The organism is Paenibacillus sp. FSL R5-0517 (assembly GCF_037974355.1).
Taxonomy (GTDB): Bacteria; Bacillota; Bacilli; order Paenibacillales; family Paenibacillaceae; genus Paenibacillus.
Genome location: NZ_CP150235.1, coordinates 6,204,697 through 6,230,163, shown reverse-complemented (window position 1 = coordinate 6,230,163; position 25,467 = coordinate 6,204,697). Strand labels below are relative to the sequence as shown.

Here is a 25,467-nt window from a genome sequence, read left to right as displayed (position 1 = left end):
CCGATTCCGCATGTCTGCATGTAATACGTTGACTCTGTCAAAACAGGGTTGTGCTTACGATGTAGTTTTGACTTTGTCAAAACTTTAAGGTGGTGAAATCATGGCAAAAGGCATGCGCGAAATTAAGCGGCAAATTAAAAGCGTACAAAGCACCAAGCAGATCACCAAAGCAATGGAGATGGTAGCTGCTGCAAAACTGCGTAAAGCGCAGGAAAAAGCGGAAGCAGCCCGTCCTTATTCGGAGAAACTGAAAGAAGTTGTAGCGAGTATTGCATCTAGCACGCAAGGCATACAGCATCCGATGTTGGAGAGCCGTCCGGTCAAAAAGACAGCTTATCTGATCATTACATCGGACCGTGGTCTTGCGGGTGGATACAATGCGAACGTTTTGCGTCAGGTTAATCAGACGCTCAAAGAGCGCCACAACTCCCAGGATGACTACGAATTGTTCGTCATTGGACGTAAGGGACGCGACTACTTCAGACGTCGTGAAATGGCGATGGCATCCACAACAACGGATCTGTCGGATTCGCCTTCATTTGCAGATATCAAATCCATCGCACACGAAGCTGTTCATGGGTTTGAACTGGCTGAATTTGATGAATTGTACATTTGTTATAACCGCTTTGTGAATGCGTTGACCCAGATTCCTACGGTAGAAAAACTTCTTCCAATGGAAACACCTGAGGTAACTGCTGCGGAAGGACCAACGGCAAGCTACGAATACGAGCCGTCTGCTGAAGCTGTACTTGAAGTTTTGCTTCCGCGTTATGCGGAAACGCTGATCTATGGTGCACTTCTGAACGGTAAGGCGAGTGAGCTGGGTGCGAAAATGACGGCAATGGGTAATGCAACCAAAAATGCATCTAAACTCATTAATGACTTGTCATTGACATACAACCGTGCCCGCCAAGCGGCGATTACGCAGGAGATTACGGAAATTGTGGCAGGTGCCAACGCAGCACAAGGCTAACCGTTTTTTTATTAATGAAGGCTTGCAGAGCAAAGATAAACGAACGGTACATTATTTTTGCAAAAGTAGCAGGCTTGTAGGAGGGGAACGTTAAGATGAACAAAGGACGCGTTGTGAGCATCATGGGTCCGGTTGTTGACGTCGAGTTTGATCGCGGCGGTCTGCCGGAAATCCTCAATGCCATTACGATCACTACAGTAAGTGAGAGCGGCGTTAGTGTAAACCTTACACTCGAAGCTTCGAAACATCTGGGTGACAACCGAGTACGTTGTATTGCGATGTCCTCCACGGATGGACTTGTTCGTGGTATGGAAGCTTTAGATACAGGAGCACCAATCTCTGTACCTGTCGGTGAAGCAACACTGGGTCGTGTATTTAACGTACTCGGCGAAGCAATTGATACTGGCGGTGCCGTAGCTGCTGAGCACAAGAACCCGATTCACCGTTCAGCACCTGCATTTGATGAACTGACTACCCAAGCAGAGATGCTGGAGACAGGAATCAAAGTTATCGACTTGCTTGCTCCTTACGCTAAAGGTGGTAAGATCGGTCTCTTCGGCGGTGCCGGTGTAGGTAAGACGGTAACCATTCAGGAATTGATCAACAACATCGCACAAGAACACGGTGGTATCTCCGTATTCGCGGGTGTTGGTGAGCGTACACGTGAAGGTAATGACTTGTATCACGAGATGAGTGATTCTGGCGTTATCAACAAAACAGCAATGGTCTTCGGACAAATGAACGAGCCTCCAGGCGCACGTCTTCGTGTAGCCCTCACAGGTCTGACCATGGCGGAATACTTCCGTGATGAAGAAGGCCGTGACGTGTTGCTCTTTATCGATAATATCTTCCGTTTCACCCAAGCGGGTTCAGAAGTATCTGCCTTGCTTGGACGTATGCCTTCCGCAGTAGGTTACCAACCTACGTTGGCAACAGAAATGGGTCAACTGCAAGAACGTATCACATCAACGAAAAAAGGTTCTGTAACATCCATCCAGGCCATCTACGTGCCTGCGGATGACTACACTGACCCGGCTCCTGCAACGACGTTTGCTCACTTGGATGCAACGACGAACCTGGAGCGTAAAATTTCCGAGATGGGTATCTACCCTGCGGTAGATCCACTGGCTTCCAGCTCCCGGATCTTGTCCCCTGAAGTTGTAGGTGAAGAACACTACAGCGTAGCTCAAGGCGTTAAACGTATCTTGGCGCGTTACAATGAATTGCAAGATATCATTGCGATCTTGGGTATGGACGAGTTGAGTGAGGAAGACAGAGCGCTTGTATACCGTGCTCGTAAAATCCAACGTTTCTTGTCCCAGCCTTTCCACGTTGCTGAAGCATTTAACGGTATTCCGGGTAAATACGTTCCGGTTAAAGAAACGGTGCGCAGCTTTAAAGAGATTCTCGAAGGTAAGTATGATGATCTTCCGGAAGCAGCTTTCCTCTTTGTTGGTACAATTGAAGAGGCAGTGGAGAAAGCCAAAACACTGGTTTAGTCTGAATCCAGGATTGTCCTTATGTGGGCTATCCTTCGGATAGTTTCAGGAGGGATGGAATTGAGCACCTTTTTGTTGGAGATTGTAACACCTGAGCGTCTGGTGTATTCAGAACAAGTGGATAGCATCACGGCTCGTGGTATTGAAGGGGAACTGGGCATACTGCCTGGTCATATTCCTATGGTTACACCTTTGCAGATTGCACCAATCTATATTCGTAACGGAAAAGAAAATAAACAAGTTGCTATCGGTGGCGGGTTTATCGAAGTACGTAAAGATAAGGTTGTTGTACTCGCAGAGAGTGCTGAATTCCCGGAAAACATTGATGTGGACCGTGCGCGTGCGGCGAAAGAGCGGGCAGAACGTCGGCTTGCAAGCCAAAGCAATCAGGACCACTTTGATCACCGTCGTGCAGAGATTGCGCTGCAAAAAGCGGTTAACCGGATTAACGTTTTTGGCAAATAAACGATTCTTGGAAGCCCGGCGGCTTAGTCTGCCGGGCTTTTTTGAGTTTGTCTGATAGAATTGTTTTATCGAATATATCAAAATGGCTGACCACAAAATCTCATCATATCCCTTCAATAAACAGAAGTATTTTAAGCAAAATATTCACCAATGATGAGGAATTGCATAGAATATAGGACTAAAGTAGTGGGCGTATTTACCACAAAGAGAACCATTTTTTTCATGAGAAAATTAAAATTATTTCCGAGGAAATGACAGAATCGATATCGAAATAGCGCTCTTTTATGTCGTTTTAGTCACAAAATCCCGGCAATTTAAAATTAAAATATTTGAGAAGTGGAAATCAATGTAATTGACAATGTATGATGAAAGAGCCTATATTCCATAGAGTCAGCAGAAGCAGGAAGCTGCGTAGTAGATTCCATAGTCTTGCACAGCCCGATTGTTGCTGCTCGTTCTTTGGGTATCAGGAGATTCCTGCCTGGCAGGAGTAAATCTGACAGTGCGCTCAGTATGTTGTGCTCAAGACATTCCAGTATACTAACAAGTTATGGGTGCCGGGCATATGATATGCTGATCGCTGCAACAAATGTGGAGGTAAAGAATATATGGATACTGATCTGACGAATCAGGTGAACCAGGCGTTAAGCACCAATGGCTTGGTCTCAATCATCGTCTCCCTTTTATGTATTGCGTTGTCTTGGTGGGCTTTGCAGAATCTCAAACTGGATTTAATCATCAGACAACCACGAGGTGCTCAGGGAAGACTGTTACATTTGTTGCTCGCCATCATTCTGGGGCATGCCGTTGCTGGCTTTGTCATTGACTACTTGTCATGGACTCAAATGTTGCGTAATTTGTTTTAATGTTGAGATGGTTGGTTAATCATCTGTTAGGCCCTTGAAGGAGCTCATTGTCGAATAACATCGATTAATTGTGTTAACAATTAGAGTATGAGTTGTCGGTAAAGAAATTAAGAAAAAAATGTGACGTAAAATTGGATGAATTTGAGATGTTTTATGTAAAAATGCTTGTATCGTACAATTCAACAATGTTATGATGGAAGTTAGGGAATTCACAATTGTTCACTTATTTTGTAGTTATAAACGGGATATCCGGTTCATGCCGGCTAATAACCATCCCACTCTGTCTGTTCTGATGCTCTGCTGGCTTGTAAGACACTAATTTTACATGCTGAATAGCAAGAAGCACGGCACATGGTATCATTGATATGGATTATAAAAACCAATTCTTTTCTGAACAGACATCTGTGGCAATATGCCAGAATATGTCGAAATTCCACACACAGCAACAGTCCTTTCTACACACAGTGGGGCTTACGTATTCCGGAATGAAGAAAAGGGAATAAAAGCGCGGAGGGAACCATGATGAGCAAATTTATCGTCCGCGGTGGCAAAAGGTTGACCGGAAGTGTCAAAGTTAGCGGCGCTAAAAATTCTGTTCTTCCGATCATCGCTGCCTCTCTCTTAGGGGAAGAAGGACAAAGCGTTATTATTGACGCGCCTCCTCTAGACGATGTGATGACGATTAACAAGGTGTTGGAATCGCTGGGAGCGGGAGTTACATACCGGGACGAAGTGATTACCGTAAATGCGGAGAAGCTTACTTCCTGTGAAGCCCCGTACGAATGGGTAAGTAAAATGCGGGCGTCTTTCCTGGTCATGGGGCCTCTGTTGACTCGAATGGGTCATACAAGAATCTCACTTCCTGGTGGATGTGCCATCGGTACACGGCCTATTGATCAGCATTTGAAAGGTTTTGAAGCCATGGGCGCAGAGATCAGCTTGGGCCAAGGTTATATCGAAGCTCGTAGCCAAGGACGGTTACGTGGCGCGAAAATTTATCTGGATGTGGCTTCTGTAGGTGCCACTCAAAATATTATGATGGCTGCAACATTGGCCGAAGGCGTAACTGTTCTGGAGAATGCTGCCAAAGAACCTGAGATTGTGGATCTTGCCAATTTCCTGAACGGAATGGGTGCCATCGTACGTGGTGCTGGTACTGGAGTCATCCGCATTGAAGGTGTGGAAAAACTGTCAGGCGTTACACACACGGTCATTCCGGATCGGGTAGAAGCGGGTACGTACATGGCTGCTGCTGCAATTTCTGGTGGTGACGTGTACATTGAAGGTGCAATCTCTGATCACCTAGGCTCCGTTATCGCGAAGCTTGAAGAGATGGGTGTAACCATCCAACCGGATGAGAATGGCGTGCGTGTAATCGCAGATCGTCCTCTTAAGGCTGTGGATGTGAAAACATTACCATACCCAGGATTCCCGACAGATATGCAATCCCAGATGATGGCACTCTTGCTCGCATCTGAAGGAACAAGTGTTGTGACAGAGACTGTTTTTGAAAACCGATTCATGCATGTGGATGAGTTCCAATTGATGAATGCGGAGATCAAAGTTGAAGGACGTTCGTCCATCATCACAGGTAATGCCAAACTGAAGGGTGCCAAAGTAACGGCTACCGATTTGCGTGCGGGTGCCGCACTCATTATTGCAGGTCTTGTTGCTGAAGGTACAACGGAAGTGGGCGGTGTTCATCACATCGACCGTGGTTATGTACATCTGGCTGAGAAGCTTAACGGACTTGGCGCTGACATCTATCGGATCTCGGTTGATGAGCCTAAGCTGGAAGCAACCAAAGCTCCTAGTGAAAAAGTGGAGAAAGAAGTACCGATGTTTAAGGTGCAACCAACTTTGGCTTAACACTGGGTTGTATAGTGAAAATATGGTCCCTCTATGATGAACGACACGCTTGTGTGGTTTATGAATGCGTTGGAACGTATATTGTAAAAAAAATGATAAAGCTAAGCCATCTGGCTTGGCTTTTTTTGTGTTTACTTTTAACAAGATGATGAGGAATTTGATACCTGATTCTATTAATAGCTGGTCCTAATTTATATAACATAACATCGTATTCTGTACCCAGTCTGAACAAAATGAAAGAGCGCCTTTTTTAAGAATTTGGTTTACGGATAAACACCTATTTATGGCGACAGATCAGCATTTGTAAGAGATACACGGCAAAATAAAGCAGGTGAGTGAATGGAAGGAAAAGGACCTCGTTTCTCTTAAATCAGGTTCTATCAGATCGAGCTAGGTCATAACCTAAACTATGGATTTGAACAACACGACCGGCACATGACCGGCCATAGACAACGGAGGGTTATAGTCGAATGAAAGAAGCTCGTGTACAGGTAAAGGTACCCCTTATCCCTCGTCCAGGTATGCAAGAGCCGGAGGAGAATATCGTTTCTGGAGTGGAAAGAGACAAGCCTGCCCCATTAAATCTGAGGACTGTTCCATCACAGCCTGCAAGATTATCAAACCCAGGACGGGTGTCGACAGATGAGCTGAACCAGCAGGCAACCGAGCATATTCATATACCTGTAATTGAGCTGGATCAATTCCGCCGTGTGAAGCGTCGCCGAATGCGGACATTCGGACGAAAACCCCGATGGGGACGCAACGCTACACGATGGCAACCTGCTGCCGCTGTATCTGCCTTATTGGCAATGGCTTTGCTGATTCCGGTCATTCTGGTATGGCCACGGACAACCGAATCACCCAAGCCGATCCCTGCTCCAACAGATGCCAGCAGTACAAAAACTCCAGCTCCTGTGCCAGCAGTTCCTGTTACCTATCCAGAACCCCAGGTACGCGTATACCTGTCTGCAACGGGCACAACGATGAATCTGCTGCTGGAAGACTATGTTACGGGGGTTGTGGCTGCTGAGATGCCGGCGGAATTCAGGCTGGAGGCGTTAAAGGCGCAGGCGATAGCGGCTCGCACGTTTATCGTGCGAAGGCTTGCTGCTAGTGATACAAGCGGTGTTCCATCGGGTGCGGCGGATGTGACGGATACGGTCAGCCATCAGGTGTTTATTCCGCCAGATCAGGTAAAAGCAGATTGGACTCGCCTAGGGAAGGCGAAGGAATGGGAGAAGCTGCAACAGGCTGTGCGCGAAAGTCGAGATACGGTGATGACATATCAGGGCAAGGCGATCACCGCATCCTTTTTTTCCACAAGTAATGGGTATACCGAGAATGCGGAGGATGTGTGGGGTAACGCTGTACCGTATCTGCAAAGTGTGGACAGTCCATGGGACAAAACCCTTGCCCCAGGCTACAAACAGACCGTTACCATGAAACGTAACGAGATTTTGCAGAAGCTGAACCTGGATGCCATTCCGGTTACCACCCAGAAGAGTGGGTCGTGGATGGAGGTATTGTCTACAACCAAAGGACATCGGATTAAGGAAATGCAGATTGCAGGTGAAACCTTCAGTGGTCCAGAGGTGCGCAAGCTACTTGGATTAAGATCTAGCCAGTTCAGTTGGAAGACCACAGGTGATGAGGTCCAGATTACAACGTATGGATACGGGCATGGTGTTGGCATGAGCCAATGGGGAGCAAACGGCATGGCGCAGGAGGGACACACGGCCACCCAGATTCTCAAGCACTACTATACTGGCATCTCATTCGGACAGGCATCCAAGATGCTTGCATCGAAGTAGGAGAACCCAGGCGCTTTAAACTATATTATCCAGTCACATCCTATATCACTTCGCCTTTAGCCGATAAATGCACTTCATAGAAGGATTGGTCTCTACAGCCAATCCAGACCAGTCTACCAACCGCCCTTTCCGGAGGTTTTAAGACTTGGCTATATATGCGGAGAGTGCTAACGTATGGAGAGCGCAGGGGACAGAAAAGACCTGAAGAAACGAAGTGTCCGCCTTTACTACTGGATTTCACTTTTGAAGGAAGGTGATAGAAGAAATCCGGTAGTAACCAGCGGTCGAAAGGCTTTCTGGCCCCGAAGCGGTGCACGAACTAACACTCATCTCTAATATATATAGCACTCTCTGAAACCTCCGTGAAAATAATTAGAGTCGCGCGTGTATAAAAGAGTTGCACCCGGTAACACTTGTTACTGAGGTGATCAAGATGAATGAACAAAACAAAAAAACAGTCCAAGAAGAAACTCCTAAAACAACTCAAGGAGTACCGGCTAGCCAGCCCTCTTCATGGAAAAGAGCAATGTCCAAACGCTGGGTCTTCCCGGCAGCCTACATCGCAGCAGCAGGCATTATACTAACCTTAGTGTGGGTCTATCAGGGAACAGGCGACAAAGCTATGAACCCGGACTCTGCTAGCGGGGTAGTAGAAACAGGTGCATCGGCGGGTACAGAAGGAACAGCAGCAGGCGGAGAAGAAGAAAGTGTGGAAGTTGTTGCCAAGTCGGAGAATTTTGTATGGCCGGTAGCGGTACCGTCCGAAATTTCGGTAGTAAAACCTTTCTATGATAGCGAAGCTTCAACCGAGGAACATGAAGCGGCAATGGTGCAGTACAATGATACATTCATCCCGAACACGGGTGTGGATCTGGCACGTGGGGATAACAAAACGTTTGAAGTCAAAGCAGCGCTTGCCGGTAAAGTTACCCGGGTTGAACAAAATCCGCTCACAGGTCAAGTTGTGGAAATCACACACAGTGATAACCTGAAAACGGTATACCAAAGCTTGGCAGACGTCAAAGTGAAACAGGACGACGAAGTGAAACAGGGAGATGCGATTGCATCTGCTGGTGTCAATGAATTGGGTAAAACGCTTGGCAACCACCTTCACTTTGAAGTGTACGAAGATGGACAGCCGGTTAACCCGCAAGGATATCTTCCGGAAAAATAAATGATTTTTACCGCAGCAACATGATGGGCAGAGGGTTCAACCTCTGCTCTTTTTGTGCTTTTCAGAAAATAATGGGACCTTCGAAGCTTGTCACACCTCTAAACCGCGAATATATAGGCATGCTCCTCATATAATGTACCAAACTATCCACACAGTAGGGAGGCGGGAGCGTGCACGATTACATCAAGGAACGGACCATCAAAATTGGTCGCTGCATTGTTGAGACGAGGAATACGGTCCGTACCATAGCCAAAGAATTCGGCGTGTCAAAGAGTACTGTGCATAAGGATCTGACGGAGCGTCTGCCGGAAATCAACCCTGATCTTGCTGACCAGGTGAAACACATTTTGGAGTATCACAAATCAATCCGCCATTTGCGGGGCGGTGAAGCGACCAAAATTAAATACAAAAAAACGAGTGGCAAGAAACGTGAGGTGTTGGCTTCCGCCAAATCGTAAGCATCTGCACAAAGACGTAGGTCAAAAAGCTCACACATGCATTGAATCCCTCCCCTGAAGTATGATATGTTAAAAGCTGGTACAGGATCGAATTATGACATCTTATCAGCCCGATTTTTACATATATATGTTGCACTTTGTCGAACGAGCGGTGACGTGATAAGGGACTCTTTTTCACAGGATACGCTGACCAAATAATATCACTTTGGGGGCTCTTTTATGTTTAGCAAGGATATCGGTATTGATCTTGGCACGGCAAACGTGCTTATTCACGTGAAAGGAAGTGGGGTTGTCCTCGATGAACCTTCCGTCGTGACCATTGAAAGAGATACGAAGCGTGTCCTTGCTGTTGGGGAAGAAGCGCGTCGTATGGTGGGGCGTACTCCAGGTAACATTGTTGCCATTAGACCGCTGCGTGACGGCGTTATTGCGGACTTCGAGATTACGGAAGCGATGCTCAGACATTTCATTAATCGTGTGGGTGCAAGAAGCTGGTACAGCCACCCTCGAATTTTGATCTGTGCACCAACGAACATTACTTCCGTGGAACAGAAGGCCATCCGCGAGGCGGCAGAACGCAGCGGTGCCAAAGAAGTGTTTCTGGAAGAAGAGCCGAAAGCTGCAGCGATCGGTGCGGGAATGGATATTTTTCAGCCGAGCGGCAATATGGTCGTGGATATCGGCGGCGGTACGACTGACGTTGCAGTCCTGTCTATGGGCGACGTGGTCACCGCCTCTTCTATTAAAGTCGCAGGGGACAAGTTCGACGAAGCTATTATCAAGTTTATCAAAGCCAAGTACAAGCTTATGATCGGTGAACGGACCGCGGAAGATATCAAAATTGCGATTGGTTCAGTACATCCGGGTGGACGTCAAACCGAGATGGATATTCGCGGACGCGATATGGTATCCGGTCTGCCTGTTACCGTAACGGTATCGGGAAATGAAGTACAGGAAGCTCTCTGGGATTCTGTGCAATCCATCATCGTAGCAGCGAAGTCGGTATTGGAACGTACACCGCCTGAATTGTCAGCGGACATTATCGATCGTGGTGTTGTATTGACAGGTGGAGGTGCATTGCTGAACGGACTGGACGAGCTTTTGTCCAATGAATTGCATGTACCGGTGTGGGTTGCGGAAGATCCAATGCACTGTGTCGTCAAGGGGACAGGCATTATGCTTAATAATTTGGATCAGGTGGTTAAGAAAAAGTTCTAATCTGCCGATATAAAAAGCAAAGGTTCGCCATGCTCGGAAAGCAGAACGGACAAGCAGCCAACCTGCGATGCAGTGCAAGCGCTTGAGGAGAGGGGTTAATACATGTTAAGAGGTCTGTACACCGCTACTGCGGGGATGATTACGCAACAACGCCGCCATGACACAGCAACACAGAATATCGTAAATATGAACACCACGGGATATAAACAGGTCAACAGCGTAAGCCGTTCCTTCCCGGAAATGCTCATTACCTTGGTAGGCGGAGATGCAAATCTCCCGACAAAGCGGCTGGGCAAGCTGAACACGGGGGTGTTCGCGGAAGAGAGTTTGTCCATGAATTTGCAGGGGACCATTATGGAGACGGGGCAGAAAAATGATTTTTCCATTTCATCCAATATAACGGTCAATGATCCGCAGACTGGACAACCTGTCCCTTTTGATGCATCAGGCAAATTTGTACGGGCCGATGGCACGGTAACTTATCAGCCTCAGGCGTATTTTACAGTTCAGGATGCAGAAGGTAACACCGGTTATACACGTGATGGTCACTTCGAGATTACAGGAACGGGACAACTGCTGAGCTCAACAGGTTCACAAGTGTTGGATAATAATGGACAACCTGTAGTGTTGACAGGTTCCGTAGAGCAATTTAAAGTGGATGAGCAAGGTCGTTTGGTGGATGCAGCAACCGGTGCACCGACAGGGGTTACTCTCGGCATTAGTGTCATTGACCAGCCGAATCAACTGGTTCGTCAAGGTGATGGCAATTTCAGTCTCAGTGATGAAAATGGGGCAACTGCCCGGATGATGGCTGCTGGTGATAATGTGCAGATCCGTCAGGGTTATCTGGAAGGCTCCAATGTTGATGCTTCACAGGCAACAGTCGATATGAACGCCGCATTCCGGGCGTATGAAGCGAATCAGAAGGTCGTACAGTTCTACGACCGCAGTTTGGATAAAGCCGTCAATGAAGTCGGGCGTGTATAACGCCGACGTTTAAATATAACCGCGCAGCGGAGAGGCAAACGCTCTTTGCGCAGCAAAGCAGAGAGGCTCACGCGAAGCGAAGAGCCAAAACGCAGCCGAGCCTATGCGAGGAATGCGTGGCATTACTTGAGCGAAGCGACGGTCTCGACAGCCCTTTGCGGAGCAAAGCAGGGAAGAGACCACGCGTAGCGCGAGAGCCAAGACGCAGCTGAGCTTATGCGAGGAATGCGTAGAAGTACCTGAGCGAAGCGACGGTCTCGACAGCCCTTTGCGAAGCAAAGCAGGGAAGAGACCACGCGGAGCTACCACGCCGCATAAAGAGCGTGCCGGGCTATGATTCAGCCATGTGAAACTATGGCGAGAATCATAACCCGGCAGTCGCGGCGAACACACACCACCGTCACTTAGCAAGATCGTACCCCACTTACCTAATCCGCCTGTTTCGGGAGTCCAGAGGGCAGCGCCATCTGGGGCCCCCCCTACTAGGGAGGGTTTGGGAGGGTGGACAGGACACAAGGGGAGGGTAAACCACCGATGAATAATTCGATGATTAGTGCCAAGGTTTCCATGACTGCCATACAGCAACGATTGGATGTCATTGCCGATAATATTGCCAACGTGAATACGGCAGGCTATAAGAGCAAGCAAGCGGCCTTCGAGGATGTGCTGACCCGGGTGCAACAACAACCGGACAAGTACAAACTGGATGGACGCTCCACACCGATGGGATATAACCTCGGTTTTGGTGCTCGTTTGGCGGATGTGACGAAGGATATGTCTCAAGGCCCCTTGAACGAGACCGGTCTTCCGACTGATCTGGCCATTGAAGGAAATGCCATGTTTGCAGTTGAAGCGAACGGGGAGAAAATGTGGACACGTCAGGGTGCATTTCATTTTGTACCGGATACAAGACCAAAAGCCAATCCAAATGCACCAGATATGATGGTGATGGTCAATGGTGAAGGCCACTTTGCTCTGGATCGTCAAGGTAATCGCATTACGGCACCGAATAATAGCAAAGTTGCTTTTGATGAAAATGGCAACCTGTTAATCCGACGCGGTAATGAGGCGAACGCAATCATTGGGGCACAACTGCAAGTGGTAGACATTGAACGCCCTGAAGGTCTGGTACAATATGCGGATAACCTGTTCGGCCTGGATGCGGGATTAACCGAGGATGATGTATTTGGCGCGAATGCAGCTACACGTCAAGCAGCTGCCTTAATCCGTCCAGGATTTCTGGAGCAATCCAATGTGGATATGACACAGGAGATGACTCTGCTTATGCAAGGACAGCGGACATATCAACTGGCGGCCAAGGCACTAACTTCAAGTGATTCCATGTTGGGTCTCGCCAACAATATGAGAGCATAAAAGGTGAATGTGATGACAGAAACACAGCAGCAGAACAGTAAGCCAGAGAAAAAGGAAGTCAAGAAGAAGAAGAGTGGATGGCGCATCGCTAGATGGTTCCTGGTCCCGGCCCTGCTTGTTCTTGCCCTCGCTGGCGGAATGGTAGCTGGATATGTGGTACTGGGCAAACAGGATATCGGTTCCGTATGGCAATGGAGTACATGGGAACATGTATATAATCTAGTGTTCGCTCCATAATGTAACGAGTTAAGCGAAAACTCCTGCGCAGGCAGGAGTTTTCTTTTTGACGTTGAAAACAGTATAATGATGGATGACGTTTGACGTCAAAAGAGGCCTCCCCTGCGAAAGACATTCGTCATCGCGAAGAGAGACCCCTTATCTTAACCTTCACTACTGCAGTCATGAAGGATATAACTAGTGTTAACCGAAAATATGCTTTCCATACAAAATTTAAATTAAAACATTTTATATGAGCTTCGCCTTTGTCATGTGGGGGTTGACCTTGCAGCACCGAAGTAAGTGGAGGGAACGGAATCGTTCAGAAGAAGCGAAGCGCTCGCCTTTGTCACCGAATTTTGACCTCTCGGAGGTTGATCAAAAAATTCGGAGACAACAGCGATCAGAGGGACGATCCGTAACCGTAACGACCACCTTAGCCCTAAGAGTCAATCCATGATGAAGAACGCTCATATAAACATCCCGAGAGGAGATTACACTGTGCTCGATATTAAACAGATTCAAGAAATCATCCCGCACCGTCCCCCGTTTTTGCTGGTGGACAAGATTCTAGAGATTGAGGATGGCAAACGTGCCGTTGGTCTGAAGAACGTAACCATTAACGAACCATTCTTCATTGGTCATTTTCCGGAGTATCCGGTAATGCCGGGTGTACTGATTACTGAAGCGCTGGCTCAAGTTGGTGCAGTAGCCATTCTGAATATGGAAGGCAACAAAGGCAAAATTGGCTTTTTGGCGGGACTGGATAACTTCCGATTCCGTGGACAAGTCGTGCCCGGAGATACGTTGATCCTGGAAGTGGAGATTACACGTTTGAAGGGTTCCATTGGTAAAGGTAAAGCAACTGCCCGAGTGGACGATAAAGTAGTCGCTGAAGGCGAGATTATGTTTGCACTGTCTGACCCAAGCTGATTACATACGTGAGCATTGACATCATTTCGGAACATAGACGGGCCGAATGATGCAAGATGCTGAAGTAACTCAGCACACCTGAATTTATATAGACGGAAGGGGTTTATCGGAATGGAACAGTTAAGCACAGCAGCAGCAGAGACGTTGCAGCAATGGTTGGAGGATGCTTCGATTGATGAAGCAACGAAACAGGAGCTTCGTGACTTGCAGGATCAGCCGAAAGAGCTAGAAGAACGTTTTTACAGAAACCTGGAGTTTGGTACAGGGGGATTACGCGGGGTCATTGGTGCAGGAAGCAACCGGATGAACCGTTACACCGTAGGTCGGGCGACGCAAGGATTTGCGCGTTATTTGCTTGAGCAGCATGGTGACCAAGAAGGCAAACCTTCTGTGGTCATTGCTCATGATTCCCGTCATTTCTCACCTGAATTCACACTGGATGCTGCGCTTGTACTGGCTGGAAACGGCATTGTAGCCAAGCTGTTCCCATCCCTGCGTTCAACTCCAGAGTTGTCATTTGCAGTGCGTAATCAGAAGGCTACTGGCGGAATCGTTGTAACAGCGAGCCATAACCCACCGGAATACAACGGATACAAGGTCTACAATCATGAGGGTGGTCAATTGGTACCAGCTGAAGCGGAAAAAGTCATTCAGTACATCCAGGAAGTGCCTTCCCTTGCTGACGTGAAGAAGCTGACGCAAGAAGAAGCAGAAGCGCAGGGGCTCCTGATCTGGTTGGGTGAAGACCAAGACCAGGCATTCGTGGATACCGTAGCAAGCCGCAGTCTGAGCCGCGAACTGATCCAATCGGGCATTGGTCGTGATTTCAAAATTGTATACACACCGCTGCACGGAACAGGCAACATCCCTGTACGTCGTGTATTGGAGCAGATCGGATTCGAGCAGGTGCACATTGTAGCCGAACAAGAACAGCCAGATGCTGAGTTCTCTACTGTGAAATCCCCCAACCCGGAAGAACGCGAAGCGTTTACGCTTGCAATGAAGCTGGGAGAATCCGTGGGCGCTGACATTTTGATCGGAACAGATCCAGATGCAGACCGTATGGGTGCTGTCGTGAAAGACAACGATGGCAAATATTTCGTCTTGTCTGGTAACCAGTCTGGTGCCATTATGGTACATTATCTGCTGAGTCGCCTACAAGAGACAGGAACACTGCCAAGCAATGGCGCAGTTGTCAAAACGATCGTAACTAGTGAGATGGGTGCTGTTATTGCTGAACATTACGGTGCAGAAGTGATGAACACACTGACAGGCTTCAAATATATTGGTGAAAAAATGAACCAGTTCGAAGCAACAGGCAGTCATACCTTCTTGTTCGGATATGAAGAGAGTTATGGCTACCTTTCAGGCAACTATGCCCGCGACAAGGATGCTGTTCTTGCCTCGATGCTGATTGCTGAAGCTGCTGCTTATTATAAGAGTCAAGGCAAGACACTCTATGATGTCTTGCAAGAGCTGTACAACCAATTCGGATACTTCCTGGAGAAGCTGGAGTCCCGTACGCTGAAAGGCAAAGACGGCGTAGCTCAGATTCAGGCCAAAATGACGGACTGGCGTTCCAATCCGCCACAAGAAGTAGCGGGAATTGCTGTACAAGATGTATTGGACTACTCCCTTGGTCTGGACGGTCTTCCGAAGGAAAACGTACTGAAGTTCATTTTGGCAGACGGTTCATGGTTCTGCTTGCGTCCTTCAGGAACAGAACCGAAGATCAAAGTATACTTCGCCGTTCGTGGAGAGAGTTTGGAAGATGCGGAAAGCCGGATCGAGCGTCTGGTGACCAACGTAATGTCGCGTGTAGACGCACAATAATACGAATGCAACAATGAGCAAGAACATGAGAAGGCCTCTCCGCACCGTAAGGTTGGTTGGCGGAGGGGTTTTTCTTTGAAATAAAAGTGTAGATAGACTGGCATATATCAGGGCTTGTTGACACAAGCTGTTTGTAACCTATTGTATGAATGTTAAATGAACGAATTACTTGAGCTGAACGTGCATTTGGTTCCAACACTTGAGGAGGTACATGTAGTGCGTCAAAAATGGCTTTATTGGAATAACGCTTCTCGGAAGTGGTTGTGGCTCGTCGTTATTATCGGTCTGGTTGCGTCCATCCCTGTAATCAGTGATCGGGTGCAGACAGAATCTTCTGCCAAAAAGGTAGAGCTTGTTTTCAACTATCGGGGTCTGCTGGATATCTCTGCGTATCAGGCACATCCGCAAGATTTCATGAATGAACAATTGACTCGTCTAAAAGACGCAGGCGTAACAACGATGGCAGTGTTCGAAAGTACATTGGACGAGCTGAGAAAGACACGCCGACTGATGGTATACAACGGCCAGGATCTCGCCAACCTGACCAAAGATGTGATCCCTTCTAACGCAAATTACACGTATGTGTTATTTACATCAGAGGAAAACGCACGGACGTATACCCCTATTATTGAACAAACGTTCGCTGATCGGCAGATTCCGGTACAACCATGGGAATATGAAGGTCGTAGCGGCTTAATATTGCAGACTCCTCCAGAGAATGCCAACATGCAGCCTTTGCAGCCCGATCCGGTTGCCGTGAAGATGCTGCGTGATAAAGGTTTTTACATTTTGCCGCGGATCTCAGACAGTGTGCCATACAGCCAGGAATCGATGGAGCGCTTGCTTACCTTCTTCGAAGAGAATGGCGTAAAGCGCATCTTGTTTGATGGTGATGCTGTGAAAGGGTACAATGATAATGCAGAGATGAGAAGTCTCGATCAATTCGCACAGTTGCTGAACAAGCACAATATTGGTCTTGCAGCCATTGAGAACTTGAAGAAACCGCAGTCTGGATTCCAGACCCTTGCTTATAAAACGGATTACAACGTTACGCGTCTGTACTCGCTTAGTGATGGCGATGCCAATCTGGACGTAGACACGATCGCTGACCGTTTTGTACTGGCAACCAAAGACCGCAACATTCGTATGCTTTATATGAATGCATCGCCAAGTCGGAATACAGCCAAGGCCATGATTACAGATCCAATTGAGAATCTGATCAACAGCCTGGGTGAGCCGGGTCATGCGATAGAACGTATGGCGAAGCATGGCTTCGAACTCGGACAAGCTGAAGCATTCACAGTGAAGGATTCGTCGATTCAACGTTATGCCAAGCTGGTTGCTCTCGTTGGTGCGATTGCGATGATTGCACTTATGGTTTCTTATTTTATCCCACTACTGACCTTGATCGCATTTGTGGTTGCTTTGGTGGGCAGTGCAGGATTGTTCCTCTTGAAACCAACGCTGCTGGAGCAAGGAATAGCCTTGCTTGTGGCCATAGCGGCGCCGACCATAGCGATGGTGCTGGCCGTTCGTACCGTGAACTATCAGCAACAGCGTCAACCCGACGCATCTGCGGGTCGTCGTTTGAAACAGACTGTAGTTTTATATGTAAGAACGTCAATTATTTCGTTCCTGGCCGTACCATTTGTCATTGCGTTGCTTAACAGCATTACGTACAGTCTGGTGATTAACCAGTTCCGCGGCGTAAGTCTGTTGCACTTTGCACCTATGGCACTGGTAGCGATCTACATTGTGTTTTATCGTGGTTCTGGATCGTTCTCTATTAAGAAAATTAAAGAAATGCTTCGTATGCCAATTAATGTGTTAATGGTTGTATTGGCACTCGTTGCTGCCGTTGTTGGATACTATTACTTGAGCCGTACAGGCAACTCGGGATCAGTAACACCATTCGAGATGTTCCTGCGTACTACGCTGGAAGATACGTTCGGTGTACGTCCGAGATTCAAAGAATTTATGCTGGGACACCCGCTGTTTATCGTTGGCGTGTTCGCCGCTTTAAAATATCGTAAAGTCATCTTTGTGCTCATTATTGCAGCGATTGGACAATTGTCCATGGTGGATACGTTCGCGCATATCCATACGCCGGCTGTATTGTCACTCATTCGTGGAGTGATGGGATTGGGACTTGGCTTAATCTTCGGTATCATTGCTGTGGGTGTGTGGCAAGTAGCGGAAGGATGTTGGAAAAAATGGTCACCACTTCTCAAAAGTTAGTCATCTCGGGGTATTACGGATTCCGCAATAGCGGAGACGAAGCGGTGCTAAAGTCAATTTTGACAGCACTGGAAGAGGAAAGCCAAAGGTCGAACATCACCATTGAACCTATTGTTCTCTCGGGTGACCCCGAGTGGACAACCTCCATGTACGGTGTGCGCTCCGTGAATCGTATGAAATTGAAGGAAGTCCGTGAAGCACTCAAGGAGAGCGACGGGTTAATCAGTGGCGGAGGAAGTCTATTGCAGGATGCAACTGGACTGAAATCCATTCCTTATTATCTGGGTGTGATTAAGCTGGCTCAGATGTTGAAAAAGCCGACCTTTATCTATGCACAGGGAATTGGTCCTGTGAATCGTAAATTTTTTAATCCGATGATCAAATCGGTCTTTAAGGCCTGCACCTATGTATCCGTTCGGGATGAACAATCTGCAGATTACCTACGTGGGCTCGGGCTACAGTGGAATCAGATCCATGTTGTACCCGACCCCGTAATGGGCTTGCCATTACCTGAAGCAAAAGTTAAGAGTGGAGCAGGTGCAGTTTCAGCAAATGATACTCCTCAAGCGAATCGAGTGGAAACTGCATCTGGAGCACACACCAAGCTTCCTGTGATCGGCATATCGGTTCGGTTCTGGGAGTCGGATCGTAAAGAGCTAACGGCTATTGCCGCTGGGTTAAAAAAGCTGTGTTCCAAAAGAGCCGTGCACTTGCGTTTTCTGCCATTCCATTTGCCAGTAGATGAACAGGCATCACGATTCCTTATGGAAATGCTCGGTGATGTGACCAGTAAAGGCAGTGAGATCAGCATCGCACAGGATCTGACCGACCCTCAGCTTATGCTGGAGGAAGTCAGCAAGTGTGATCTTGTCATCGGTATGCGTCTGCACAGTCTGATCTATGCAGCTTCGCAATATGTGCCACCGGTGGGTATCTCGTATGATCCGAAAATCGATCAATTCTTGCTTCGACTGGATAGTGAACCAGCAGGGGATACGAGCTCACTCGATGGCGACAAACTCGCCAAGACTGTCGTCGGATTGCTGGATCAACGATCACAGTGGCTGAAGGAACATGAAGATGGCATCACCGAATTGAAGCAGGAAGCCAAAGTGCCTGCACAGCAGATTATTAACTATTTAGGCCGCAAAGGATGAGATAAAGATGAGTCAGACCGGATCCATACCTACCGTTTCGATCTACGGCATTCCTTTTTCCAAACTGACGATGAAAGAAACGGTAAAGGTTCTCCAGGAAGCTGTGCTGTCCAAGCAACCACATCAAGTCATTACAGCCAACCCGATTATGGTTATGGCTGCACTGGAAAATCCCGCAATCATGGAAGTCATGCAATCTGCGGAATTAATTGTTCCTGATGGAACAGGGGTTGTATGGGCGGCGAACTATTGTGGAGATCCAGTAGCTGAGCGAGTGCCGGGATTCGAGCTTTTACATGAATTGCTGCGTGTTGGAGAAAACTATCGATGGGGTGTATATTTACTCGGTTCCACCCCTGAGGTGATTCAAGAAACGGCAGTTCGGTTACAACAGCAATATCCGGCGATTCGTATTGTGGGTTATCGCGACGGTTATTTTGGTCCGGCTGAGGATGAACAGGTTATTGCTTCTATTAGGGAAGCTTCACCTGATCTGTTGTTTGTAGCACGTGGGGCCGATACACAGGAACCTTGGATTCACAAACACAAAGATGCACTGCAGGTTCCCGTAACCATGGGCGTTGGCGGCAGCTTTGATGTGATTTCGGGTAAAACCAAACGTGCGCCTATGCTGTTCCAAAAGTTAAGACTGGAGTGGTTCTATCGCTTATTGCGTGAACCAAGCCGGGCTGGCCGGATGCTTGCGCTTCCGAAATTCGCTGTTAAGGTGATGCGTGACAAAGAAAACGTGACAAAAGCCCGTTAAAAACAGGTAATTAAGAGATAAATGCTTGTTTATGCTAGAAATTGAGGATAGCTTTTCGGGTGGGATCGGCGTATAATTCATTCCGGATTACATGTGTGCCACTCAAATGAAACTTTAAGTTGCACGTTGCCACTTCGATGTCAGAATAACCTTTTGATCGCTGTTATCCCTGGATTTCTTTTTCTAACCTTTACAAGGTTGAAATCCCGTGATAAAGGCGAACGCTTCGCTTCTACAGGTTATTTTTGCCCTCTCCGTTCTGGTGCAAATGGCATTTTTCATCAAAAGTGACTAACAATAATTTTTATATATAAAAAGAGATCAGGGGATTTATAATTTCGTACAGGTATTATAATTGGGGGTCGAATGTTCAAATGGTAGCGATCTTTATCATTGGATTTATCGTGTCAATGGGACTGGCTCTTGCCCTGACACCGCTTGTCAAAAAGTTCGCAGTCCGCATTGGCGCGATGGATACGCCGAATGCACGTAAAGTACACACACGGATCATGCCGCGTCTTGGCGGTCTGGGGATATTCCTGGCCTTTATTATTACAGTTGCTGCATTGCTTCCGTTTGTATCGGCATGGTTCACGACTCGGGATATGAGTTTTGTCAGTGCGTTTCTGATTGGTGGAACCATTATCGTATTGATTGGAGCACTTGATGATCGGTTTGAGCTCTCAGCCAAAGTGAAGTTGCTTGGTCAGATCGTTGCTGCTTCTGTCGTTGTATTCGGATTTAATATCCGGGTAGATTTCGTTAACATTCCTTTTCAGGATTCCTATTCTTCACTCGAAGCTTGGGTATCCATTCCGCTGACGATCTTATGGATCGTTGGTGTAACCAATGCGATTAACTTGATTGATGGTCTGGATGGTCTGGCTGCCGGTGTATCCGGTATTGCGATTGGTACCATTGCCGTGATGTCCTTCCTGATGGGTAACATGATGATCGCCTTGATGTGTCTTGTACTGTTGGGTAGTATTATCGGATTCCTGTTCTTCAACTTCCACCCGGCCAAGATCTTCATGGGGGATACGGGATCACTATTCCTAGGTTTCTCTCTGGCGATGTTATCCATGCTCGGATTCAAACAAATTGCTGTCGTGTCCTTCATTACACCGTTGATCATCATCGGCGTGCCGCTCTCGGATACTTTCTTTGCGATCATTCGTCGTGCGGTACAACGGAAACCGATTTTCTCACCGGATAAGGGTCACCTGCATCACTGCTTGCGTGAACTTGGATTCAGTCACCGTCAGACGGTGCTGATCATATACGGAATTGCCGCATTCTTCGGAGTTTTGGCGATTATCCAATCTTCCGCTGCCATGTTTGAAGCCAACTGGGTAACATTTGTGGTCATCTGCATCATGATGTTCTTCCTCCAGGTAGGAGCAGAAGTCATCGGGCTTGTTAGCAAAACGAGAAGACCGGTTATCAACTTCCTGATGCGCATGCGCGTCAAGATGAGCCCAGAGACTCGTTCGAAATCATAAATAGATAAATGTAATGCCTATAGCTATTCTTGAATATTATTCCAGACCCAACCTTATCCCTCGTGGATAAGGTTTTTTGTTTATTTTGAGATTTTTACTAAATAATTGGAACCTTTTGCCGATATATAAAGGTAACTGACTTAAAAAGAGGAGAGATGATATTTAATGCAACAAAAGAAACGGCCGTTGGTCTGGATCATGTTGGTCACCATGGTGTTCTCATTGTTCCCACAAGGTCTATTCGGTGGTTCCGTTGCTTCGGCAGCTGACGCATTTTCCACATACTTCACACCTTCGGATCAAACCATTCGGGAGAGCTCCAGACTCTCGCTAACTTTTGATCCATCGAAGGATAATTCCAATTTCCTATCCCGAGATTTGGTGTACAAGAGTCCTACCTCATCGTTGACAATTACAGGTACATTTGCAATGGTCAGTGGCTCTAGTCTCAAGGTAAAGGTCGAACAGCTGAAATTAGTGGAAGTAGGAACTCTTAAAAAGTGGATTCCAGACGAGACACGTTCTGTCATAACGGCTATTACTGATAGTGGAAGTAATCGCTTTACTGCAGATAATGTTGCGCTATTTTCAGGTTTTAACAAGATTACGTTTATTGGAACACAGGGTAACAGTTCTGTAGAAAGCTCCGATAGCTTCTATGTGATGTATGATCCAGCTCCTTATATTGAGAATTTTGTGCTTTATACAGATCGAACTGTTCCAGGTGGTGGTGTAAGCTACAACTTGAATGAGGGAACTGAGACGGTAGTTGATACCGAACGTGTCGATTTCCAAGGAACGGTTAAAAATGCAACACAGGTTTCGCTTTCAGTGAATGGTGCAGAGCCTGTTGATCCACCAGTTACTTCAGATGGCAGTTTTTTTGCATCACAGATTAAGTTGCTGCCAGGCAAAAATATCCTGAAGTTTAAAATTGAAGGTCAGCCTAACGGCATTGAAACAGAACGGATCGTGTATTACTTTGATAAAACTAAACCATTTATAGATCTTCAGGTAGAGATTGGTACTGAAAAAAAATCAGTACTGAGTAGAAACGAAAAGGCGACATTTACGGAAGCGAACCAAACCACAGCAAAGTTGTCTGGACAAGTGTTAATTCCTTATGCCGAAGGCAGTGGTAAATTCGCTGATGAAGGTGTAGTGACCGTTCAAGGACAGACCTACAACGTTATTATTAATGCTAATGATGAAAAGTTGATTACAGGGCCTGACGGAAGAACTGTAAAATATCGAATAGTATCATTTACGTCTAATGATGTATACGATTTGACTGCAGGCAAGAATCAATCGCTTACTGTAAAGGTAGCTCAGGGTGAATTCAGTGCAGAATATACAACCAGTTATTTATACTCGCCTGGTTCACAAGACATCACGAATCTGTACTACCTGCCTAACTTCAAACCAGGAACTGCAATTACGTCCAAAGTACCGCTTAACGGCGCGACATTACAAGAGGATAAACTGTATATTCTCGTAGAATCGAGTAGCTCACTTAATAAGACGCCAGAGCCTGTTCTTAAAGGAGCATATCTGCCATCAGGGCTTAAGACGGTGGATATGACAAAAGTTACGAATGTCTCAGGATTAACTGATAAACAACAAGTGTATGAAATTAATGGTCTTGCAAGTGGTAAGCAGCAACTTCGCTTCTCCTTCAGTGATGCGCCAGAGCCTGAGCTGTCTAAAATCGTTGAAGTTACCTATGCAACGATCAGTTCGATCTATGTTGGAAGCTTGCAAACAGGAGAAACCTATGAGTTTGACTCCTCTGCAGGGAAGCAATACGTGAATGTAGAGGGAGAATTGCTTGGCTTCAAAGATCTGACTGCATTGAAAGCAGAGATGATTGTGAATGGTCAATTGACTGCAACGACTGCCACAGGACTGGTGACGGGGCCTACTTTAGATGTTGAGCCTCCAACACCTATTCCTGTAATCGAGTTTCCAAAAACTCAAAAATTCAAATTCAGCTTACCGATCAAGCGGAATGGTCCGATATACTATGGAGAAAATACGATTGAACTTCGTGCCGTAGTTGATGATGGGGGCGGAAGGCCCAAAACAATTACAACCTTGCTGAAAATCAATGTGATCGATACTTATCATTCAACCATATCTACGTTTATGCCAACGCGTATTCCAACAAGCAGAGAGTCTTTTGATAATTCAATAATTAGCAATTACACACAAGAGAAGCTAAGCAGAATTTTTGCGGTGACTCCTGATTTTATCTTTAAAGATGAAAAATATGTTACGAGTGAAAAAGAGTTTGACTTGGTATTCAGAGGTGCTGGGGCCCAAAATGTAAATCTGAGCTTTGGATCAAAAGTCATTTTCAGCCAAACATTGAATAATGATAATGTGCTTCAGAGTAAAGATACTGGCGGAACGGCTGATTATACCGGATCAGACTTTGCGGGTAATCAAGATGCATTTATTGGCCGGATTCGCGGCTTGAAATTTGATGCGCCTGGAACACAAGTGTATACACTTGAGTTAATTAACAGCACAGGGGCTCGTTCTACTCAAAGAATCGAGATTGTACGTGAGCCAGCATCTTATCGGATTTTAGCTCCACAACCTACAGTAGGTGATCAGATCGTTGTTAATAAAAACTTTGTCCGCTTCGATATAGAAGCAGAAGGCGCAACTCAAGTGAAGATTGGTAAAGACATCGCTGAGAAACGTACAGACTTAAACAATCGTTTTGTGCTTGATTATGTAGATCTTAAGGCGGATAAAGAGAATAAAGTGAAGATTGAAATTACCCGTCCAGGCGGGAAAATTAATGATACGATCTCTATTTACTATACAAGTGCAGTAACGACAAATTCGGAGTATATGGCTCCGAAGGTTGCCAATAAATATACGGCGTTTAATAAAAACTTGCAGTTGTCTTTCCCGAAAGGAACTGTGTTACAATCTCAAAACTCAATCGGTGTAACAAAGTTTTATCCAAATAACAAACTGTTGTTTGGTATTGCGGAACCGAAAAAAGGGATTGTAGAGAAGATCAATGATTATGGTTATGACACCGAGATTGGTGGAGAGAATAAACCGAAAATTGAAATACCGCTTGCTGTCTCAGGGAATTTCGCATCTTCACTGGACACAGGTGACTTTACCTTAATCTCAGATATTTACTGGATTAATGGTGGAGTCGGTGAACAGGGTAGCAAAAGTGATAGTAGCTATAAACCAGGTACGGATGGTCTCACTCCTTACAGTATGGAAGGGATCTTCTCTACATTTGCTTCTGAGCGTATTCTCACACCGTCTAGTCGAGGATCATTAATTTTGAACTATGATCCGTCTATTGTGGATGATGTTGGTGCTACAATTACGGTATTCCGTCTTTCTGACAAAACACAGGCAGGTACATGGGTACCTATTGGCGGTAAAGTAGACACGAAAAAGCATACAATTACTGTTCCGTTTGATGAGTTTGGCTATTATAAAGTAATGAAACAAAGTAGAAGTTATGCGGATATTACGAACCATCCTTGGGCAAGAAACTACCTTAATGCCATGTATGCCAAAGGTCTGATGAAGCCATTGAAGAGTAACTCGTTTGGTGCAGATGATCGTATAACTCGTGGTGAGTTCGCAACGTTGCTGGTAAAAGGCATGAATATTCCAATTACAACGCCAACACAGCAGACCTTCAGTGATGTAGGAAAAGGTACGGGAGCGGAGATTTGGAACTATGAAGCTATTGAAACTGCAGCACGTGTAGGTATCATTACGGGACGCAGTGACGGCTTCTTCCAGCCACAGTTACCAATATCAAGAGAAGATGCCGCGGTAATGATTGCCCGCGCCATGAATGCTAAACTGGCTGCTAATGACGACAAACTGTCGCAAGCATTAGGTAAGTCATTTTTGGATTCTGGTTCAATCGAATATTATGCACGACCAGCTATACAAGCCGTAACCAAAGCCAAAATAATGGATGGAAGTCCGGTTACAGTGGCTGGATCTAAGAAAGCACAATTCCAATTCAATCCAAAAGGGAACATGACTCGCGCAGAAGCAGCGAAGATTGCTGTGGAATTGCTCAAAAAGAGCACAGGTCTATTCCCTAAAACATTGAGTTGATTTCTATTT

19 protein-coding genes are annotated in these 25,467 nt (G+C 46.5%); all 19 read left to right on the top strand.

The features are described from left to right. Positions 1 to 100: 100 nt before the first annotated feature. The 19 genes from atpG (at position 101) to MKX40_RS27790 (ending at position 25,458) form a co-directional block, all read left to right on the top strand. The gene (gene atpG, locus MKX40_RS27880; protein ID WP_076209796.1) at positions 101 to 973 is read left to right on the top strand and encodes an ATP synthase F1 subunit gamma; all 873 of its coding nucleotides are present in this window, start codon (positions 101 to 103) and stop codon (positions 971 to 973) included. A gap of 95 nt (positions 974 to 1,068) precedes the next feature. Further along, positions 1,069 to 2,472 carry a F0F1 ATP synthase subunit beta gene (gene atpD / locus MKX40_RS27875; protein WP_047840699.1) on the top strand — a complete coding sequence of 468 codons (1,404 nt, stop codon included), beginning with the start codon at positions 1,069 to 1,071 and terminating at the stop codon, positions 2,470 to 2,472. 60 nt (positions 2,473 to 2,532) lie between these two features. Then, complete coding sequence (locus tag MKX40_RS27870) at positions 2,533 to 2,937, top strand: F0F1 ATP synthase subunit epsilon (RefSeq protein ID WP_062836965.1); 405 nt, start codon at positions 2,533 to 2,535, stop codon at positions 2,935 to 2,937. 608 nt (positions 2,938 to 3,545) lie between these two features. Next, the gene (locus tag MKX40_RS27865; RefSeq protein ID WP_124116534.1) at positions 3,546 to 3,803 is read left to right on the top strand and encodes a DUF1146 family protein; all 258 of its coding nucleotides are present in this window, start codon (positions 3,546 to 3,548) and stop codon (positions 3,801 to 3,803) included. A gap of 522 nt (positions 3,804 to 4,325) precedes the next feature. Next, complete coding sequence (gene murA / locus MKX40_RS27860; protein WP_278299125.1) at positions 4,326 to 5,672, top strand: UDP-N-acetylglucosamine 1-carboxyvinyltransferase; 1,347 nt, start codon at positions 4,326 to 4,328, stop codon at positions 5,670 to 5,672. 470 nt (positions 5,673 to 6,142) lie between these two features. Then, the gene (gene spoIID, locus MKX40_RS27855; RefSeq protein ID WP_339238191.1) at positions 6,143 to 7,483 is read left to right on the top strand and encodes a stage II sporulation protein D; all 1,341 of its coding nucleotides are present in this window, start codon (positions 6,143 to 6,145) and stop codon (positions 7,481 to 7,483) included. 433 nt (positions 7,484 to 7,916) lie between these two features. Further along, complete coding sequence (locus MKX40_RS27850) at positions 7,917 to 8,657, top strand: M23 family metallopeptidase (RefSeq protein WP_253441323.1); 741 nt, start codon at positions 7,917 to 7,919, stop codon at positions 8,655 to 8,657. A 170-nt stretch (positions 8,658 to 8,827) separates the two neighbouring features. Next, positions 8,828 to 9,115 (top strand): sporulation transcriptional regulator SpoIIID, encoded by a 288-nt coding sequence (gene spoIIID / locus MKX40_RS27845; protein WP_024632710.1) that lies wholly within the window; start codon positions 8,828 to 8,830, stop codon positions 9,113 to 9,115. A 219-nt stretch (positions 9,116 to 9,334) separates the two neighbouring features. Continuing rightward, positions 9,335 to 10,333: a rod shape-determining protein gene (locus tag MKX40_RS27840; protein WP_253441322.1), complete on the top strand. Its 999-nt coding sequence runs from the start codon at positions 9,335 to 9,337 to the stop codon at positions 10,331 to 10,333. A gap of 102 nt (positions 10,334 to 10,435) precedes the next feature. Next, positions 10,436 to 11,320, top strand: coding sequence for a flagellar hook-basal body protein (locus MKX40_RS27835; RefSeq protein WP_339238186.1), 885 nt, complete (start codon positions 10,436 to 10,438; stop codon positions 11,318 to 11,320). A gap of 534 nt (positions 11,321 to 11,854) precedes the next feature. Further along, positions 11,855 to 12,694: a flagellar hook-basal body protein gene (locus MKX40_RS27830; RefSeq protein WP_339238184.1), complete on the top strand. Its 840-nt coding sequence runs from the start codon at positions 11,855 to 11,857 to the stop codon at positions 12,692 to 12,694. A 12-nt stretch (positions 12,695 to 12,706) separates the two neighbouring features. Further along, the gene (locus MKX40_RS27825) at positions 12,707 to 12,931 is read left to right on the top strand and encodes a DNA-directed RNA polymerase subunit beta (RefSeq protein ID WP_210109216.1); all 225 of its coding nucleotides are present in this window, start codon (positions 12,707 to 12,709) and stop codon (positions 12,929 to 12,931) included. 480 nt (positions 12,932 to 13,411) lie between these two features. After that, positions 13,412 to 13,843, top strand: coding sequence for a 3-hydroxyacyl-ACP dehydratase FabZ (gene fabZ / locus MKX40_RS27820; RefSeq protein WP_145324406.1), 432 nt, complete (start codon positions 13,412 to 13,414; stop codon positions 13,841 to 13,843). Between the two features lie 111 nt (positions 13,844 to 13,954). Continuing rightward, entirely contained in the window at positions 13,955 to 15,676 is a 1,722-nt protein-coding gene (locus tag MKX40_RS27815; RefSeq protein WP_339238179.1) for a phospho-sugar mutase, read from the top strand. A gap of 216 nt (positions 15,677 to 15,892) precedes the next feature. Beyond that, complete coding sequence (locus MKX40_RS27810; RefSeq protein ID WP_339238177.1) at positions 15,893 to 17,914, top strand: DUF5693 family protein; 2,022 nt, start codon at positions 15,893 to 15,895, stop codon at positions 17,912 to 17,914. Next, complete coding sequence (gene csaB / locus MKX40_RS27805) at positions 17,890 to 19,071, top strand: polysaccharide pyruvyl transferase CsaB (protein WP_339238175.1); 1,182 nt, start codon at positions 17,890 to 17,892, stop codon at positions 19,069 to 19,071. The genes MKX40_RS27810 and csaB overlap by 25 nt, the downstream gene beginning before the upstream one ends. A gap of 7 nt (positions 19,072 to 19,078) precedes the next feature. Further along, positions 19,079 to 19,837, top strand: coding sequence for a WecB/TagA/CpsF family glycosyltransferase (locus MKX40_RS27800; protein WP_339238173.1), 759 nt, complete (start codon positions 19,079 to 19,081; stop codon positions 19,835 to 19,837). A gap of 374 nt (positions 19,838 to 20,211) precedes the next feature. Then, the gene (locus tag MKX40_RS27795; RefSeq protein ID WP_339238171.1) at positions 20,212 to 21,339 is read left to right on the top strand and encodes an MraY family glycosyltransferase; all 1,128 of its coding nucleotides are present in this window, start codon (positions 20,212 to 20,214) and stop codon (positions 21,337 to 21,339) included. A 165-nt stretch (positions 21,340 to 21,504) separates the two neighbouring features. Then, positions 21,505 to 25,458 (top strand): S-layer homology domain-containing protein, encoded by a 3,954-nt coding sequence (locus MKX40_RS27790; protein ID WP_339238169.1) that lies wholly within the window; start codon positions 21,505 to 21,507, stop codon positions 25,456 to 25,458. The last annotated feature ends 9 nt before the right edge of the window (positions 25,459 to 25,467 follow it).

What these genes read in the sequence shown, in the direction of transcription:
- atpG (WP_076209796.1), top strand. Translation starts at nt 101, where the DNA reads ATGGCAAAAGGCATGCGCGAAATTAAGCGGCAAATTAAAAGCGTACAA.
- atpD (WP_047840699.1), top strand. Translation starts at nt 1,069, where the DNA reads ATGAACAAAGGACGCGTTGTGAGCATCATGGGTCCGGTTGTTGACGTC.
- MKX40_RS27865 (WP_124116534.1), top strand. Translation starts at nt 3,546, where the DNA reads ATGGATACTGATCTGACGAATCAGGTGAACCAGGCGTTAAGCACCAAT.
- murA (WP_278299125.1), top strand. Translation starts at nt 4,326, where the DNA reads ATGAGCAAATTTATCGTCCGCGGTGGCAAAAGGTTGACCGGAAGTGTC.
- spoIID (WP_339238191.1), top strand. Translation starts at nt 6,143, where the DNA reads ATGAAAGAAGCTCGTGTACAGGTAAAGGTACCCCTTATCCCTCGTCCA.
- MKX40_RS27850 (WP_253441323.1), top strand. Translation starts at nt 7,917, where the DNA reads ATGAATGAACAAAACAAAAAAACAGTCCAAGAAGAAACTCCTAAAACA.
- MKX40_RS27840 (WP_253441322.1), top strand. Translation starts at nt 9,335, where the DNA reads ATGTTTAGCAAGGATATCGGTATTGATCTTGGCACGGCAAACGTGCTT.
- MKX40_RS27835 (WP_339238186.1), top strand. Translation starts at nt 10,436, where the DNA reads ATGTTAAGAGGTCTGTACACCGCTACTGCGGGGATGATTACGCAACAA.
- MKX40_RS27830 (WP_339238184.1), top strand. Translation starts at nt 11,855, where the DNA reads ATGAATAATTCGATGATTAGTGCCAAGGTTTCCATGACTGCCATACAG.
- MKX40_RS27825 (WP_210109216.1), top strand. Translation starts at nt 12,707, where the DNA reads ATGACAGAAACACAGCAGCAGAACAGTAAGCCAGAGAAAAAGGAAGTC.
- MKX40_RS27815 (WP_339238179.1), top strand. Translation starts at nt 13,955, where the DNA reads ATGGAACAGTTAAGCACAGCAGCAGCAGAGACGTTGCAGCAATGGTTG.
- csaB (WP_339238175.1), top strand. Translation starts at nt 17,890, where the DNA reads ATGGTCACCACTTCTCAAAAGTTAGTCATCTCGGGGTATTACGGATTC.
- MKX40_RS27800 (WP_339238173.1), top strand. Translation starts at nt 19,079, where the DNA reads ATGAGTCAGACCGGATCCATACCTACCGTTTCGATCTACGGCATTCCT.
- MKX40_RS27795 (WP_339238171.1), top strand. Translation starts at nt 20,212, where the DNA reads ATGGTAGCGATCTTTATCATTGGATTTATCGTGTCAATGGGACTGGCT.
- MKX40_RS27790 (WP_339238169.1), top strand. Translation starts at nt 21,505, where the DNA reads ATGCAACAAAAGAAACGGCCGTTGGTCTGGATCATGTTGGTCACCATG.